The sequence below is a fragment of the Acinetobacter sp. YH12249 genome (genome assembly GCF_013417475.1).
Lineage (GTDB): Bacteria > Pseudomonadota > Gammaproteobacteria > Pseudomonadales > Moraxellaceae > Acinetobacter.
On record NZ_VPDX01000032.1, the window covers coordinates 1 to 17,006 of the forward strand.

Below are 17,006 nucleotides of genomic sequence, written 5' to 3' on the forward strand. Positions count from 1 at the left end.
ATCTGTACCGGGCCGTCGACAGCCGGGGCCGCACTGTCGATTTTTATCTCTCCTCCCGTCGTAACAGCAAAGCTGCATACCGGTTTCTGGGTAAAATCCTCAACAACGTGAAGAAGTGGCAGATCCCACGATTCATCAACACGGATAAAGCGCCCGCCTATGGTCGCGCGCTTGCTCTGCTCAAACGCGAAGGCCGGTGCCCGTCTGACGTTGAACACCGACAGATTAAGTACCGGAACAACGTGATTGAATGCGATCATGGCAAACTGAAACGGATAATCAACGCCACGCTGGGATTTAAATCCATGAAGACGGCTTACGCCACCATCAAAGGTATTGAGGTGATGCGTGCACTACGCAAAGGCCAGGCCTCAGCATTTTATTATGGTGATCCCCTGGGCGAAATGCGCCTGGTAAGCAGAGTTTTTGAAATGTAAGGCCTTTGAATAAGACAAAAGGCTGCCTCATCGCTAACTTTGCAACAGTGCCTTTTTATCTTGTGCAATATAACATGGGTTAACTTCATCCAAAGTAAAAAACTGCGCTGAATGGGCCAGAGCAGAATCCCGGGATGGTTAACTGAGTTCTGATCAAAACAGCATAATCTTGCTGCCTCTACACAAAAATGGGAGCTATAAGCTCCCATTTTTAGTCTTTAATTCGCTTTTTCGCTTCGTCATAAACTATGCTATCAGCTCGTTTTCCGACGGTAATGAGCAGGATAACTACCTGATCATCTTTAACTTGATAGACAAGTCGGACACCAGCTTTTAATAATTTGATTTTATAGCAACCTGCAAGATCGCCTCTAAGCATATTCTTTGGAATATGTGGCTGCTCTATGACTTTGGCTAGTTTCTTTTTAAATTGATCTCGTATAGCAACAGGGAGTTTTTCCCATTCTGCTGTAAAGTCCTTGTGACGTAAAAGCTTATAAGTCATCTAATGTGACTTCCTCAAACATCTCTTTAGGATCATTAATGCGCTTACGGACAAGAGCTAATAATTCTTCATCTTCTTCCGAAAGCAAAGCTTTTTTGACAGGCAGTTTCCCAGTCGTAGCAACATACTCAAGAATACTAGTGAAGAAATCAGTAGGTGCAATACCTTGCTCTTTAAGGATTGAATAAGATTTTTCTTTAAGGGCTTCATCGATCCTGAAGTTAACAGTAGCCATCATATTTCCCAAGTATTTAATGTACTAGGAATATTGTAATGCAAATTGCATTACAAGTCGACTTCGCATAACCACCATTATGTTAAATGGTGAGTGATTTAGTGGAATATTCTTTAATTTTTTATATGAAAGAAGATACCTTGAATCGTGTCAAAAGAAGCATAGATTTTTTATCCATACCTCTAGTGTTCATTCTTTATAGTAAAATTTTAATCGTTAAACCCACTAAAGCAGAACCGATGATGACTCTGAGCACACTTTGATTAAATTTAAATAATGCGACTACAGCTAAAATTGCAATAATGGCAGAGATATAATCAAAATTCCCTTCAAAACCCTGTGGCCAAAGCACGTGGTAACATAAAAAGAGTGCCAAATTTAAAATTACGCCCACCACGGCAGCGGTAATGGCGGTTAAAGGGGCAGTAAATTTAATTTGATTGTGTGTGGACTCTATAACAGGTGCTCCGGCTAAGATAAAGAAAAATGAGAAAATAAAAGTAAACCACGTGACGATGATTGCACCTAATGCACCTGCAATAAATTGATATTCAGCACCCAACAGCGAATGGTTATAAGCTGCTAAGAAGCCGACAAAAGCCACCACCATGATCAATGGGCCGGGAGTACTTTCACCTAGGGCTAAACCATCGATCATTTGAGTTGGGGTGAGCCAGTGATAAAAACCGACAGCGCCTTGATAAACGTAAGGCAGAACAGCATAAGCACCACCAAATGTCAGAAGTGCAGCTTTAGTAAAGAACCAAGCCAGTTGAGTATAAGAATGACTCCATCCCAAAACTGCTGTTAAAGAGATGAGTGGAATTGCCCATAAAAGTGCTGAAATTACAGTTATTTTGATCAGATGAGACCATTTAAAAACAGCATGTTCAGGTGTAGGGGTATCATCATCAATAATTGCACGTCCATAGGATTTTTGACTGGACTGATGTGCATTTAGCTTAAATAAATCAGGATACTTTTTACCGACCAAATAACCCGATATCGCTGCACATAAAACGATTAAAGGGAAAGGAATATTAAAAATAAATATTGCAAGAAAAGCGATAACTGCAATCGCCCATAGAAATTTATTCTTTAATGAACGACTGCCAATACGATACGTGGCATGAAATACAATTGCGGCAACTGCGGGCTTAATGCCATAAAACAAACCGGCAATGATCGGGACGTTGCCATATTTCACATAGACCCAAGACAGCCCAATGAGGATAAAAAGAGAAGGTAGAATAAATAAAACCCCTGCAACGATGCCACCTTTGGTTTTATGCATTAACCAGCCAATATAAGTTGCAAGTTGTTGAGCTTCGGGGCCGGGTAAGAGCATGCAATAATTCAATGCGTGCATAAAACGCTGTTCTGAAATCCATTTTTTTTCTTCAACTAACTCTTGGTGCATAACAGCGATTTGCCCGGCAGGACCACCAAAGCTAATGAATCCCAGTTTTAACCAAAATTTGAATGCTTGCCAAAAGCTGATAGATTCAATTTCTGTTTCATCTATTAAAGATGGCTTATTATTCATGTTAAATTCCTTTGAAAGTCTGCATATAAGCCATCAAAAATATGGTTTGAAAGATGGAGTAATTGATCATCATCTGTGATCGTGCTTCTTAAGCCTTGCAAGATTTTTTCAATGCCTAAGGCTTCGGCAGGCTCATTTCCCCCAACATCTAAAAAATGAACAATTTCAGCGATTTTATTTAAAGCAGGGTTTTGTAATTCAAAGCTATGCATTAACACTTCAAAAGTGACTAGATGATTGATATGGGTAAATTGGGCATCATCAAAATCAAAACCTAAGGTATCTTTGGGGCAATCATTGGGATGCTCTAACCAAATAAATTTTGCCTGAGGGTCTACAAATTTCTGAATGATCCATGCCGATGCCAAACGGTCAACCCAAGGACGCTTTCTGGTTGCCCAGATTTTATTTTGAAAATCTTGCTTGCATAGGACTTTTAATTGCTGTTCAAAATTATTGGGTTCATCGTATTCACCTAACCGGGCAATAACTTGTTCTAATCGGGTGAGTTCATTCAGTGTTTTGCTTTGATGAGTATTTGGGAAAAAATCTATTTCTATCAGTGAATTGAGGTTTTTTCTTAATTTTCGAATCTGTTTGAGATGTTCTTTTTTCTTATTTTCCTCAAGCGTATTTTGTATTTGTGAAATTTCAGTTCTCAGTTCTTCATATTCTCCAGTTCTGTCGAAAAGTTGAGCAAGGTCTAAATGTGCAGGAGGTTCAGTCTGAAAGATATAGGCATGCCCATGTTCATTAAGATGATCATGAACAACAGACTCAAATTTTTCAGAATGTGCTTCGGGTAAGAGGTAAACACCATCTCTTAAAGTTGCTGCACCATTTGACTTTAATGAACGCCAAATTCGCATTCTTGCGGTTGTGCTTTGACTGGGAAGTGATGAGATCAGTAATGATATTTTCATGTTATAAAATCAACAAATTTTGTTTATCTTATAACTATTTTAAAAGATTAAAAATAGTTTTCCTTTAATAAGAATATATGTAAAAGTCATAAAAGATTTGCTAATCCCAATAAGCTATTCACTAACTTGTAAATATCGGTATACCGCCTGACGACTAATCCCAAAAGCTTTCCCTAATGCCATTTTCGATGGATACGTCCCCTCCTTCCATGCTTGTCGTAAAGCTTCAGCTTGGTCAGGCTTTAGTTTATGCACCCGACCTTTGTACTTCCCCTGAGCAGAGGCGAGTTTTATTCCTTCCTTTTGCCGCTCTAAAATGATCTCACGTTCGAACTGTGCAAAAGCACCCATCATTTGAAGCATCAAATTATCCATCGGGGTGGATTCGGCTGTAAAAGTAATATTTTCTTTTACAAACTGGATGGCGATCCCTCGTTTGACCAGTTTATCTACTTCAGTGACCAAATCTTTTAGGCTTCGCGCAAAACGATCCATTGAATGTACAATCACCCTGTCCCCTTCCCGGACATAGTTCAACATTTCCTGAAATTTAGGTCGGTCAGTATTTTTACCTGAAGCACGGTCAACAAAAATCCGGTCGACCTCAATTCCTTCAAGTTGACGTCCAGTGTTTTGCTCGACAGAACTTACCCGGACATACCCTACTTTTTGGCCTTTCACTTTTTCACGCCCCAATTGGATAAAAATGAAAAATTTCGTAAATTATAATTCTTTAACACTAAAGTTACATGTTACTTATGATTAAAAATCATTTAAATGATACATAATTTCATGAACTTTCAGATTGTAACTTTAGGGTATACTTTAAAGTTACACAAAACATCTATATGAAGACTAAAGTCCAAATTAGTGTTTATGTTGGTTCAATGTATTACATTTCGTATTTTCTATTTGTAACGTAATTTCAGTAATATTATGATTATGTTTTAGAACTTCTAAGGCCTTTTGATAGAGTTGATCTGTATTGCTATTCGGAGCAACCAAATGAGCAGTTAAATGAATATTTCTTGAGGATATAGCCCAGACTTTCAACTGATGAATCCCTTCAACGCCCTCTAGCTTCAATAAATCATTTCTTAACGACTCAATATCAATCTCATCAGGAACTCCTTCAAGCAGAATATGAATACTTTGTTTTAATAAAATCCAAGTTCGAGGTAAGACCCAGAAGCCAATTAACACAGCGATTACGGTATCAACCCACATCCACTGGGTAAAATAAATAACTATTCCTCCGATAATCACGCCTATCGATCCTAGAGCATCACTAAGAACTTCTAAATATGCACCTTTTATATTTAGACTTCCTTCAGCACTAGCAGAAAGGATTTTCATTGAAATCAAATTTATGACCAAACCAATGACCGCGACAATCATCATTCCAACACTTTGAATTTCAGCAGGATTCGTAAAACGTTGATAAGCTTCATATACAATATATATTGCTACCACAAAAAGCATCACCGCATTAAACAGAGCCGCTAAAATTTCAAATCGCTGATAGCCAAAAGTTCTTTTATCATCTGCGGCTTTTTTACCAATTTTGATAGCGGCAAGAGCAATAGCTAAAGCGGCTACATCAGTAAACATATGAGCTGCATCAGATAACAAAGCCAAACTTTGGGTAATAAAAGCAGCGACAACTTCTACTATTAAAAAAGTAGTCGTTAAACCTAAGGCAACCATTAACTTCTTACTATTTTCTTCAGTAACAACCGCATGGCTATGATCATGATGTTCTGACATAAAATATTTTCCTTATTCTATTTATGATGAGCAGAGATATTGGATAACAGCCAATATCTCTGCTGTAAATCGACTAATCTATTGGATTAAGAAACTTTCTTTTCATTTATCCAACGATAAAGCACGGGTAACAGCACCAAAGTTAGTAATGTTGAAGAGATAATCCCGCCAATCACTACGGTTGCCAGTGGCCGTTGAACCTCAGCCCCTGTTCCGGTTGCCAGCGCCATTGGTACAAAACCCAGTGAAGCCACACAAGCTGTCATCAACACTGGTCTTAAGCGCAAAATAGCCCCTTGCCACACGGCTTTATGCACTGGATATTTGTCCCTTAATTCCTTAATAAAGGTCAGCATTACCAGTCCATTGAGGACTGCAACACCAGATAAGGCAATAAAGCCAATTCCAGCTGACATCGATAATGGAATATCCCTTAGCCAAAGGAACAGCACACCACCGGTCAAGGCAAAGGGTACCCCGGTAAAGACCAATAGACTTTCTTTGACATTGTGAAAGACCGCCATCAGTAAAATAAAGATAGTGATTAAAGCCAGTGGAATCACGATTTGCATCCGTGCTTTGGCTGAAGCCAAATTTTCAAACTGACCGCCATATTCTATCCAATAACCACTTGGCAAAGTGTATGCTTTGAGCTGTGTCTGTACATCAGAAACAAAAGACCCTAAATCACGCCCTTCAACATTCGTTGTAACCACAACTCGGCGTTTACCATTTTCTCGACTGACTTGGTTGATTCCTTCAATGGTCGAGACTTGCGCGACATCCGACAATAAAATACTGCCACCATTTGGAAGCTGAATAGGTAACTGGGAAACAGATGCGACACTACGGTCTTGCTCTCCAAGACGGATAACAAAATCAAAACGACGATCGCCTTCTAAAATCTCTCCCACGCTTTGTCCACCAATACTGGTTGCCACAAGGTCTTGAATTGAACGCACACTCAAACCATATTGTGCAGCCAAAGTTTTATTTACCTCGACATTCAGTAATGGCAAACCTGAGGTCTGCTCAACTTTCACGGCACTGCTACCCGATATTTGCTGAATGATTTTGGAGATTTTAGTCGCCTCAGTATTGAGGACATTCATATCATCACCGAAGATTTTCACACCAACATCACTACGCACACCTGAGATCAATTCATTAAATCGGAGTTCAATCGGTTGTGAAAATTCACTATTATTGCCTGGAATCGTGGCTAAATACGTCACCATACGGCCACGTAATTCATCTAAACTTTCTTTAGGATTTGGCCATTCTGAACGAGGCTTTAACATGATATAGCCATCTGAAATATTGGGTGGCATGACATCTGTTGCAACCTCGGCTGTACCCGTTCTGGCAAATACTGCCTTAATTTCAGGGAAACTCTTTAAAAGAAGTTTTTCAGTATTCTCCTGAATACGTAAAGACTCTTCTAAGCCTGTACTTGGTGAACGTAACTGTTGTACCGCAAAGTCTCCTTCACTGAGCTGTGGTGCAAATTCACTGCCGAGTTTGGTACTGATAAATCCCGTAATCACTAATACACACAGTGCAAAAGTCAGCACAACTGCTTTGTATTGATACGAAATATCAAGAGTTTGCTGATATTTAGCTTTTAGCCATAACATCCAACGACTTTCTTTTTCTTGAATATCGCCTTTGACCCACAATGCCACAGCAGCAGGCACAAAGGTGATCGATAAAATAATGGCTGCAACAAGGGCGAGTACCACTGTCAATGCCATCGGATGGAACATTTTTGCTTCCACACCACTTAAAGCAAAAATCGGCAAATACACCACCAAAATAATAAGCTGACCAAAAATAAGAGGACGACGTGCTTGGCGGGCAGCCAGAAAAACTTCCTTAAAGCGTTCACTTTGTGTGAGAGGTCGTTTTAACAGTTGCTGTGTATGGGCTAAACGCCGGATACAGTTTTCGACAATCACCACAGCACCATCGACAATGATGCCGAAATCGAGTGCACCTAAACTCATCAGATTGGCACTGATATTTTTCTGTGCCATCCCGGTTAAGGTAAACAGCATAGAGAGTGGAATGACACAGGCAGTAATCAAGGCAGCACGGATATTCCCTAAAAACAGGAACAGAATGATGATGACCAGGATTGCTCCCTCTACCAAGTTTTTCTGAACGGTTTTAATCGCCTTCTCAACCAAGGTAGTACGGTCGTACACCGTTTCAATCACTACCCCTTTAGGCAAACTATTCTGAATATCTTGAAGCTTGGCATCCACAGCTTTAGAAACAGTCCGGCTATTTCCCCCCATCGCCATCATGGCAATCCCTAAAACGGTTTCTTTGCCGTTATAGGTTGCCCCACCGGTTCTTAAATCATGCCCAATAGAGACTTGCGCAATATCACCAACCCGAATTGGGCTGCCATTTGGGCTACCCAGCATGGTGTTCTCAATATCAGAAAGCCCATTGAATGTACCCGGTACACGTACCGTCAGTTGCTGACCATTGTCTTCAATATAACCTGCACCTCGGTTCTCATTATTTTGCGCTAAAGCCTGTTGCAGTTGTTCTAATGAGATATTCAGTTGCTGCATCCGGTTTAAATCGGGAGAGACCACATAGGTTTTTTCAAAACCACCAATACTGTTGACCTCTGCAACTCCCTTAACACGTTGCAGTTGAGGACGCACAATCCAGTCCTGAATCTCACGTAAATCCATCGGCGTGTATGCAGTTCCATCCGGCTTTTTCGCATTCGGATCTGCCTTCAGTACCCATTGATAAATCTCACCGAGACCCGTAGAAACGGGGGACATCGTCGGTGCGATTTGTGCAGGCAACTCAGATTGCGCCTCCTGTATCCGTTGGTTAATCTGCTGACGGGCCCAATAAATATCAGTCCCATCTTTAAAGACAATGGTGACTTGAGAGAGTCCATAACGGGATATGGAACGGGTAAGCTCCAGATCCGGAATGCCAGCCATGGCATTTTCAATGGGATAGGTAATCCGCTGTTCGACTTCAAGCGCAGTAAAACCCTTGGCTTGAGTATTAATCTGGACTTGGGTATTGGTAATATCGGGTACAGCATCAATCGGGAGTTTCTGATAGCTATACACCCCGACCGCAATCCAGGTACAGACAAAGAGCAACACCCAAATCGCATTTTGTATGGAAAACTGAATGATTCGTTCGAATAAACCTTCTGGTTTTGGCAGATCAGAATTAATGTTCATGGCCTGCCTCGTCTTTTTCTAATTCAGATTTCAACAAGAAACTGCCTTGAGCGATATACTTCTGCCCTTCAGTCAGCCCAGAAATCACTTCAAGCCATTGTCCATCACTTGAAGCCTGCCCCAATTGCACTTTCTGTGCTTTTAAGTGGACTTGACCTTTTTGTTCTGAATCTACGATGAAAATACTGTCTTCACCTTCAATACTTTGCAGCGCAGACTTTTGAATCCGAAGGGCTGATTTTGCTGTAGCTTCCGGAATCAACACTCTCACTAACACATTAGAACGCAACTCAGTAGCTTGCGCATCGAGTTTTGCGCGCACCACCAGACGCCCTGTTTGTACATCTGCCTGAGAGGTTAAGCTTTGTACAGTAGCTTTATAGATTTGATCTGAATCATTCACTTTAAAGTCAATTTTTTGCCCGGCTTGCAGTTGACCTGAGAATTGATTCGGCAAATTAAACTCAAGCCATAAATCTTTCAGCTGTTCAATGACAAAGAGCTGATTAGCCAGTTGCACATTTTCACCGACCACAATATCTTTTTGACTGATCACCCCAGAGATCGGTGCTTTAATCAGAAAACGCCCATTGTTATTGCCACTTGCACCTAATGCATTTAAACGTGCTTGTGAGGACTGGACAGTAATCTGCGCTTGACGGTAGGCATTTTCGGCACGCTGGTAATCCTGTTTGGCAGAAATCCCCTGTGACCAGAGTTGCTGTTCGCGCTGGTAATCTTTACGGGCCAAATCCAGATTCACCTGTGCCATACGCAGATTTGCCTGTTGGTCGATCAGTTCAGGCACGATTAGTACAGCCAGCGTTTGTCCTTTTTGCACGCTCTGTCCTAAAGCCACATTGACCTGCTCGACATGACCACTAAAATTAGGCGATATATGCGCTTGTTGATCGGTATTCACCACCAATTTACCTGGCAGGGTTGTCAGCTTTTCAACCAATCCTGTGGATGCAACAGCAACTTTTAAACCTTGTTCAACCATTTGTTGGCTGGTCAGTTGTATTTCGCCTTCTTCAGCATGTCCTTCTTCAGAACTATCTTCATCAGAATGTTCGGCATTTCCCTCATCATGACCATGCCCCTCAGATTCAGTTTTTTTTGAACTTAACCAAATAACCAGACTGACCAAGACCGTAATCAGAATCAAAATTGCAATCATGAGAGACTGGGATATTTTTCCGTTTTGCTTGGCGTTCATTTTATCGTGCTCCCCCATTGATTAAATTTTGCGATGCTTCGACTGCCTTTTTATTCAGTTGTGTATAGGCATCCGAACGGCTAATTTCTTCATAACTTGTGCCAATACTGAGTGCCTCAGCTGCGAGGGCAGTTTGCCAAGCTTGACGTAGAATTTGTAATTGACCCAATCGAAGATTCTGCAGTTGGGTGGTTGCTTGCTGAACGTCGGTAATGGACAGTTTCCCTGCCTGAAACCCTTGTAAAGTACGGCTCTGAACTTTGGTCGCCAAAGTAACTTGTGCTGTTGTGGCATCGAACTGGCTACGTAAACCTTTGAGCTGATGCATGCTGTTGGCAATATTGAGTATTTGTTGCTTCAGCTCACGCTGCTGCTGTTGGTTCAGCAATATTTGCTGTTGCTGGACCATCGGGATCGCATATTGCTGGCGGTTAAAAATATTCAGTGGAATAGCCACGCCGATTGCCAAAGTCGTATCGTTGCTTTCATTAGGGGTTTTGCTACGTTTCATGCCTACATTTAAAGTCGGATTGGGACGTGCCTGAATTCTTAAATTTTCAATTTGATGATCCGATTGCTGAATGTTCAAGGCATAGAATTTTTCTAGCCACCCTTCAGCAATATACCGTTGCACAGTTTGGAGACTTTGCTCTGGCCAAGGGATAGCGGTTTTATTCAATTGAAGATGTGAAGATGTTTCTCCCCCCCACAAATTAGACAGCTGACGACCGGCAGCTTGTTTATTCAGCATCGCTTGCTGATAAAGTCGTTGGATTTCTAGCGCTTCAATTTGGGTACGCTCAAAATCAACCAGGGCAATACTGCCTGCCTGATAGCGTTTCTGGGCACTGTCCAGATTGGCTTTACTTGTTTTTAACTGTACTGAATAAGCAGACTGCTCAACCTCAGCAAGTGCAAATTGCGACCATGCAAATTTAACAATCAGTTGGCTTTGTGCCTTCCATAATTGCTGTTGCAATTGGATTTGTTGATTCGAGGTATTGGCAATCACCCGGTTCAGCTTACGCTGACCAAATAGATCTAGAGGTTGACTAACGCCAACATTGAATTCCTGTTCTTGACCTGAGCCAAAGCCAGACTGTTCTAAACTTATACTTGGATTCTGCCATAACCGACTTTGCTGAATATTCAATTCAGATATTTGCTGAACTTGTTGCCACAGCTTGTCTTGAGTCTGGTAACTTTGTACTTTTGCTAAAGCGGATTCAAAGCTGGTAACGTTTTCAGCATAGCTATATTGCATAGCCGCTGCACATATACAAGCAACCAAGCTATGACGCAAGAGTATAATTGATTGTGAAGACATGATTTTTCCCACTTATTTAAATAATAAAAGTGGTGGGAATGTTTTAGGCTACCCCACCATGAGCGGGGAAAATTCGGGAGGTGGGCTTTGTTGAAACAGGTCAGGAGCCTGATAGCTGTTTTTCCAATGAAATTGTGGATTCACTTTAACTTCAGAGCTTGGATGAAACACATCTACTTTTTCATTTTGTACAATCAAATGCGTCATCGATGGTAGATGATCTTGATGATCTTCACCGATTTCTAAATCGCTACTGAATGTTTTTATGTTTTCTGACTGTCCATTATGATCGTGTTGACGACTATCGCTGGCACACAAGGTATTTTGGTGATGACCAAAATGATAACTCTGCTGTGATTGAGGCTGTTGTTCATGGACACAAAAGGCCGCCGCCACATTCCAAAAGCTTTGGAACATGAACAATCCAACCAAGACTGTAATCCATGTAGTAGAACGCATCATCATAACAATCGAAAAATTTGTACCAAGTATAAGGCTTAGAGCCACTCCAAGGTCAAGCTTAATAAATTAAATTAAACATTCAATGAACACTGAATAGCCGGCACTTTTGCAAATTTACCTTGTCTCTATAAGCTCACATCAATTTCAGGTAAGAATAACAATAGATAGTGAACCGTACCGGGTTTGTCGGAGACTTTTTATTTAAGTTAGGCCACCTGACCTAACGGGTTAATCTTATCATTGTACATTGCTTCAAACTCAAAAGGCGATACATTGTCAACGGCATTCTAAAATTGACCCCTTTTACCTTACAAATGGCAAAGTAAAATTGCCCCCTGAAATCAGAGAAAGAGCGGTTCAATTATTGATTGAATCTGAAAAAGATTATCCTTCTACTTGGGCAGCAATCACAGCTATTGATCCTAAAATCGGTTGTACTCCTGAAACATTGCGTGTTTGGTATCAAAAATATTTAGATCAACAAAATCCTGTCAAAGTACAACAGATATCTGATCAAAAAAAAATGAAGGGTAATCCCCCCTAAAATACTAGCTCTTTAAAAGAGGCAGTATTATGCTTTTACAACATGGTGTTTAACTTGAGAAACTGAATTTAAAACAATCTACTGTAACTCTTCCAGACAGATATGAAATTAATCCACCCCTAACCCTTTAAACACCGCATCCACCGGATCTGCATAAAAGCTGGTCTGGAACTTGGTAAACAGTTCCACAGGAATCGTTGGGATATCTGCCGCACTACTCATTGGTAAAGCAACCTTCTTGGCACCCGCATCAAAAGCAACTTGCAGACATTCGGCAATACTTTCCACCGGTGTCACTGAACCACCCAAGCTCATATCACCCAGTACCACCATCTGACTTTGTACCGATCGTCCTAAGAGGCCAGAAGCGAAAGCCACTAAACTTGGCAGAGCAAGATGGCTGAGCGGGCCGGTATTCTGTAATTCCACCACATGTAAGTGGAAATCATGTTCCAGCACCTTACTGCCCCCCGAGATCCGGGATGCATTGGCCTTGAAGTAATCAAAAGCAATCTTGACCTGTTCTTTGGCACTACTTGAATTCCATAAGCCAGATGTCGCCAATTTTCCTGAACCTTTAGTGACTTGAAGTTCTAAGCGGTATAAGCCTGGCATGCCCTTATTACTGAGGCCAATGGTATACAGGAAGCCTGGTTTAGCAGGACCTTCGGGAATAAGTCCACCTCCACCCTGCTCTTTTACCGAAACAAAATGCTCTTCTAGGGTGTCATTGTCGATATAGCTAAAATGCACATCATAGAATTCCATCCCCCCAATTTTTTTCAGCTGTTCTTTGACCCGACGGCGCACCTGCAGCGCATATTCCAGGCATTGCCGTACATCTTCTTTGTTAAATTGACCATGTGGGTAGAGCAGCTTCATCAATCCAGAAACCGTCTTGCGAACGGCAATCACATCACGCTGATTCAGGTTATTCCCTAGCTTAAAGTACTTCTCAATGGCATCCGCAAAACTACGCTTACGCATTTCCCGGAAGAACTCAGCCAGATAATCAACGATCAAGCCATAACGGTTGGTAAAGAATTCCGGGCGCATTTTCGGAATTTCCCAACCCGGGATATAGGCATGAAAGCGATCAAAGAATGCTGAATCGATCATGGCTTCAGGAAAAGGAGCCAATAAGTGGCTAGTCTTCACCAAGGATTCAACACTTTGGTTAATATTACCCACAAAAACCATCGAAGCTGAGGCTTCCATCTGTTCACGACCACGGGCAAAAGATCCTGAGGCCATGTAGTCTTTCATGATCTGTACGCCATCTTTGTCCTTAAAGGAAATACCAGCAACTTCATCAAAAGCTACCACATCCCATAAGCCCACCAGACCAATACGGCGGCTACTCATGTTATAGAACAGGTTGGCGACAGTCGTTTGTCCACCGGAGACTAAAATACTATTCGGTGAACACTCTTTGTAAATATGGCTTTTCCCGGTACCGCGTGGTCCCAGTTCACAAACGTTATAGTTATTTTCAACGAACGGAACCATACGCGCTAATAGGTGCCATTGCACATCCTCTTTTAACGAAGCCGGTTCCATGCCGATCGAACGGATTAAACTCTCGCGCCACTGATCAGTGCTTAATGCTGCTCTGCCACTGAAAAGTTCATCCATATTCATATTCGGCATTTGAATCGGCTTGAGTAAGCTCACGCCAAATGGAGAACTAGTCTGTCCTTCTTCAAAATAATAACTGAGCGTAGCAATGACCCAGATACCACCAACAAGTAATTTTTCATACTCTTTGACGATGCCTGCCGAGATTTCGGCATCTTTGATGCCAAGATTACTAAATGATGCTTCGTATTTGTCTTTACGCTCATTCAGCTTTACAGTCACCCGATCAATGACCTTATAACTGCCCCGTTCACGGACCAGGGATTTCACCTTCTCGGCTTCATCCGGTCGGACGTAGTTCTCAGCCAGTACGGTCTTTACGTTACGTAGTCCCTGTTCAATGATCTCTGGATCATCCGAGGCACAGTACATCCCCAGCAGGTATTCGAGTACATAGACAGGGACATTGGCCCCTTCTTTGATCAGTTTAGTTAGATCCTTACGTACCACCCGCCCAGCAAAGTGTTCATTCAGCAGCTGATCCAGTTCTTTATCGTTAGCAGATTCCATGTAGGCTACGCTCTATCGTTAATTCGTTATTAGAAGAAGTCATCGGTAAATGCCAAATCAATGGTGACCTTATAGCGTTGCATCTCGATATTCAGGTCTTTGTCTTTCAGTACCAGGAAGTAATCTTTCTTACGGTCAAAATCAGTGCCAGACAATGACAGTCTGACCTGTTTGACCCGATCGGCAACAGAGTCGGTAGTGCTATCAAAAGTCAAAGTTTCTTCACTGGAAACTTTAAGATCCCCATCATAAATGGCAATGGATAAAGTCACTGGCATGACCAGCTCACTGACAGCTTCGGTTTGCATCAAATCAAACTTCTGGATGTTATTGACCATCTTCAGCGTGGATTTGGTAGAAATGACCTCAACTTTACGCTTGGTCCGCTGTCCAGCCTTTTCACCACGTAGCTGTTTTACCATCAGTACCGGTACCACAATTTCCTGAGGCATGATGCCGCCATGCACGAAACGTGAGCCTCCTACGAAATGGAAACGGTTCGCCCCTTTTGGAATCCAGAAATCAGTCGCAGATAATGTGCCTGCCGTAGCTTGGGTTGAGCCTTTCCAGGCTTCCTTGCTCTCTGGTAAACCATGCCCAATCACATAGCGTTTTTTGCTCTTCAATGTATTGGCAGGTTTTTCAGTCAAGCTTGAACGATCCGCAGATTCCAGTTTACTTTGCTGGAACAGGAAGCCATGGTCGGCTGTAATCAACAGGGTAGAAATATTGAAGTGCATTAAGATTTTGCGGCTGAGTTCGGTCAGCTCTTCAATAGCATGTTCTACCGCCATAAAGGTTTCTGATTCTGTCGAGGCACTGTCACCGCGTGCATCAATCACGTTGTGATAAACGTAAATCAGCTCATGATCTTTCAGCGCTTCACGGCCTTCATCACGCGACCAGCCTTTTACCATTTCAGCGGTTACTGCCAATCCATTATAGGCAGCCAGAATTTTGGATCGTGCTGCAGTCCCTTTGCTGGACTGCCCATCTACTAAAACATCATCACCTGCGGCCTCTTTGTACTCCAAAGTCTGATGCGGCAACAACGAGGCCATGCCAAGTGTGGTGTAACTTGGGACAACGCCCAGCTGTGAAGACAAGGTCGCTTCAGAATAACGCTTTTCATTGATACGATCACGCAGCTCTACCGCAGCTTCATAACGGAAAGCATCACTGATAATCACCACAATACGGCGTTTCGTTGCGGAACTGAGTAAGGGTCTAACGTGAGTATCGTAGAAGTTCTGCTGATTTGGGATATCTGCCATTTTCCAGACATTCAAGCGTTGCTCAGCTTCAATCCGCTCGCCCCAGTTGCGTGCCAAGTGGTCAATAAACCAGTAGGAATAGCAATTTTCCACTTCTTCATCGAGTTTTTTCAGGATATCGACATGAGCGCGTTGAGAAGCAGCACTGTAGTGGCGATAGGCCATATCAAAGCGATACAACTCCTGCTCGTAGGCTTTATACAAAGCTTCACTGGAGTCGAAATAGAAACCGGCATCAAACTGCTGTCGCAGGCTAAACAGCTCAATGGCTGCCTGCAACGCTGTATAGACAGTACGATATTTACGGCGTGTTGCATCATCCTTATGTTTGGAAGCCCAATAACCATCCAGACGGGTAGAAATAATCGTTCTGAAATGTTCCAGTTCAGCTTTGGTTGCTGCAGGGATATGACTGGCCAAATCAACAATGATCTTTTGTTCAATCACTTCAAAGGTCATGACATCCAGCAGCTGCCCCAGATCAAAGGCCCCGACCCTCTCCTGGATCCGCAGTGCATTCGCCACGGTCTGGGAAAGCGTATCGAAGGTTGGGTAGTATTTAGAACTGTCTCTCCAGCGCGACAAAAAGGCTCTAGCCGTCGCACGGGAGCTGACGGATGACATCACCAGTTCTTGAGCCCATAGCGGTATATCGCCCAGGCTTTCACAGAAACCTGTAGTCATCAAACGGATAAAGAACGTACCGAGCTTGAATGGTGCTTCCCCATTCAATTCTTCAACCGATGCTGGATAACCAATTTCCGCCTGTAATGCGGTGACCAAAGCTGGCACCAGTTGGAATTTTTCCAGTTCAGCAAAGGAGTCTGGATTGACTTCCAGAGCCAGGTTCTGCTGTACCATTTCATCTGCCAGTGCCAGAACGATATGCATGAGTTCGGCACTGTCGGCCTTGACCACAGCTGCAATCATGGCCATATCCAGATTCTGTTCATCTGCATCAGGCTGGGTATAACGTTTTAATGCGCTCAGACGGGCTTTGGCTTTGAGGAACTCTTCACGTTTGGCCAGATGTTCTCTTAAACTTTGTTGCTGTAGCCCAAGCTCATTGAAAATAATCGAGAAACGATCGGCATAGAAGATGCGTGAATAGAGCTTGATGTCCAGTAACCAGTCTTTTTCAGTTTCAGGCTCAGGACTTGGAAAATACAGCAAGTATTTGCCCTGCTGATCCTCAAGTTCCAGTTTAAGCTTAATCGCAAGGCTGGATTCTTCTGCCATATTCAGAATATGAACATCATTCAGTTTTAACGCCTTTACTTCTTCGCTAAAGGACTGTTCCGCATCGTACCAGAAGACAATCCGGTGCTGTTCAATATAAAAGGCTTGTTCCAGACCTTGTTGTAGTTGACTTAAATTCATGCAACGACCTCA

The 17,006-nt window shown here is 42.4% G+C and carries 12 protein-coding genes and 2 pseudogenes; 2 read left to right on the plus strand and 12 right to left on the minus strand.

The genetic code is table 11. The features are described from left to right. Positions 1 to 437 (plus strand): annotated as a pseudogene (locus FTV25_RS13760) (IS6-like element IS26 family transposase); the annotation flags it as partial. A 211-nt stretch (positions 438 to 648) separates the two neighbouring features. On the opposite strand, the gene FTV25_RS13765 reads toward FTV25_RS13760, so the two are convergent. The 10 genes from FTV25_RS13765 to FTV25_RS13810 form a co-directional block, all read right to left on the minus strand. Then, positions 649 to 942: a type II toxin-antitoxin system RelE/ParE family toxin gene (locus FTV25_RS13765; RefSeq protein WP_000221358.1), complete on the minus strand. Its 294-nt coding sequence runs from the start codon at positions 940 to 942 to the stop codon at positions 649 to 651. Further along, the gene (locus FTV25_RS13770) at positions 932 to 1,177 is read right to left on the minus strand and encodes a type II toxin-antitoxin system RelB/DinJ family antitoxin (protein ID WP_000246755.1); all 246 of its coding nucleotides are present in this window, start codon (positions 1,175 to 1,177) and stop codon (positions 932 to 934) included. The genes FTV25_RS13765 and FTV25_RS13770 overlap by 11 nt, the downstream gene beginning before the upstream one ends. A 196-nt stretch (positions 1,178 to 1,373) precedes the next feature. Continuing rightward, the gene (gene chrA, locus FTV25_RS13775; protein ID WP_001060713.1) at positions 1,374 to 2,723 is read right to left on the minus strand and encodes a chromate efflux transporter; all 1,350 of its coding nucleotides are present in this window, start codon (positions 2,721 to 2,723) and stop codon (positions 1,374 to 1,376) included. After that, positions 2,720 to 3,646 (minus strand): chromate resistance protein ChrB domain-containing protein, encoded by a 927-nt coding sequence (locus FTV25_RS13780; RefSeq protein WP_026055779.1) that lies wholly within the window; start codon positions 3,644 to 3,646, stop codon positions 2,720 to 2,722. Before FTV25_RS13780 ends, chrA begins: the two co-directional genes overlap by 4 nt. Positions 3,647 to 3,760: 114 nt before the next feature. Next, the gene (locus FTV25_RS13785) at positions 3,761 to 4,327 is read right to left on the minus strand and encodes a recombinase family protein (protein ID WP_120376091.1); all 567 of its coding nucleotides are present in this window, start codon (positions 4,325 to 4,327) and stop codon (positions 3,761 to 3,763) included. A gap of 186 nt (positions 4,328 to 4,513) precedes the next feature. After that, on the minus strand, positions 4,514 to 5,413 hold the full coding sequence (locus FTV25_RS13790) for a cation diffusion facilitator family transporter (RefSeq protein ID WP_005028603.1): 900 nt from the start codon (positions 5,411 to 5,413) through the stop codon (positions 4,514 to 4,516). Positions 5,414 to 5,499: 86 nt separating this feature from the next. Then, a complete protein-coding gene (locus FTV25_RS13795; RefSeq protein ID WP_179994455.1) occupies positions 5,500 to 8,640 on the minus strand; it encodes an efflux RND transporter permease subunit in 3,141 nt (1,046 codons plus the stop codon). After that, a complete protein-coding gene (locus tag FTV25_RS13800; RefSeq protein ID WP_016658777.1) occupies positions 8,630 to 9,859 on the minus strand; it encodes an efflux RND transporter periplasmic adaptor subunit in 1,230 nt (409 codons plus the stop codon). Before FTV25_RS13800 ends, FTV25_RS13795 begins: the two co-directional genes overlap by 11 nt. Before the next feature lies 1 nt (position 9,860). Then, positions 9,861 to 11,186 carry a TolC family protein gene (locus FTV25_RS13805; RefSeq protein WP_035269736.1) on the minus strand — a complete coding sequence of 442 codons (1,326 nt, stop codon included), beginning with the start codon at positions 11,184 to 11,186 and terminating at the stop codon, positions 9,861 to 9,863. Positions 11,187 to 11,234: 48 nt separating this feature from the next. Then, entirely contained in the window at positions 11,235 to 11,651 is a 417-nt protein-coding gene (locus FTV25_RS13810) for a cation efflux protein, CzcI-like (protein WP_227591103.1), read from the minus strand. A gap of 289 nt (positions 11,652 to 11,940) precedes the next feature. On the opposite strand from FTV25_RS13810, the pseudogene FTV25_RS13815 reads away from it, so the two are divergent. Next, a pseudogene (locus tag FTV25_RS13815) lies at positions 11,941 to 12,177 on the plus strand (hypothetical protein); the annotation flags it as partial. Between the two features lie 123 nt (positions 12,178 to 12,300). Here the strand turns inward: FTV25_RS13815 and brxL are convergent. Continuing rightward, the gene (gene brxL / locus FTV25_RS13820; protein WP_005021615.1) at positions 12,301 to 14,340 is read right to left on the minus strand and encodes a protease Lon-related BREX system protein BrxL; all 2,040 of its coding nucleotides are present in this window, start codon (positions 14,338 to 14,340) and stop codon (positions 12,301 to 12,303) included. Positions 14,341 to 14,369: 29 nt separating this feature from the next. Then, entirely contained in the window at positions 14,370 to 16,994 is a 2,625-nt protein-coding gene (gene pglZ / locus FTV25_RS13825; protein WP_180004191.1) for a BREX-1 system phosphatase PglZ type A, read from the minus strand. Positions 16,995 to 17,006: the final 12 nt, after the last annotated feature.

Bases quoted from the DNA above. Each gene is read 5' to 3' on its own strand.
- FTV25_RS13765 (WP_000221358.1), bottom strand. From the start codon at position 942: ATGACTTATAAGCTTTTACGTCACAAGGACTTTACAGCAGAATGGGAA.
- FTV25_RS13770 (WP_000246755.1), bottom strand. From the start codon at position 1,177: ATGGCTACTGTTAACTTCAGGATCGATGAAGCCCTTAAAGAAAAATCT.
- chrA (WP_001060713.1), bottom strand. From the start codon at position 2,723: ATGAATAATAAGCCATCTTTAATAGATGAAACAGAAATTGAATCTATC.
- FTV25_RS13780 (WP_026055779.1), bottom strand. From the start codon at position 3,646: ATGAAAATATCATTACTGATCTCATCACTTCCCAGTCAAAGCACAACC.
- FTV25_RS13790 (WP_005028603.1), bottom strand. From the start codon at position 5,413: ATGTCAGAACATCATGATCATAGCCATGCGGTTGTTACTGAAGAAAAT.
- FTV25_RS13795 (WP_179994455.1), bottom strand. From the start codon at position 8,640: ATGAACATTAATTCTGATCTGCCAAAACCAGAAGGTTTATTCGAACGA.
- FTV25_RS13800 (WP_016658777.1), bottom strand. From the start codon at position 9,859: ATGAACGCCAAGCAAAACGGAAAAATATCCCAGTCTCTCATGATTGCA.
- FTV25_RS13805 (WP_035269736.1), bottom strand. From the start codon at position 11,186: ATGTCTTCACAATCAATTATACTCTTGCGTCATAGCTTGGTTGCTTGT.
- FTV25_RS13810 (WP_227591103.1), bottom strand. From the start codon at position 11,651: ATGATGATGCGTTCTACTACATGGATTACAGTCTTGGTTGGATTGTTC.
- brxL (WP_005021615.1), bottom strand. From the start codon at position 14,340: ATGGAATCTGCTAACGATAAAGAACTGGATCAGCTGCTGAATGAACAC.
- pglZ (WP_180004191.1), bottom strand. From the start codon at position 16,994: ATGAATTTAAGTCAACTACAACAAGGTCTGGAACAAGCCTTTTATATT.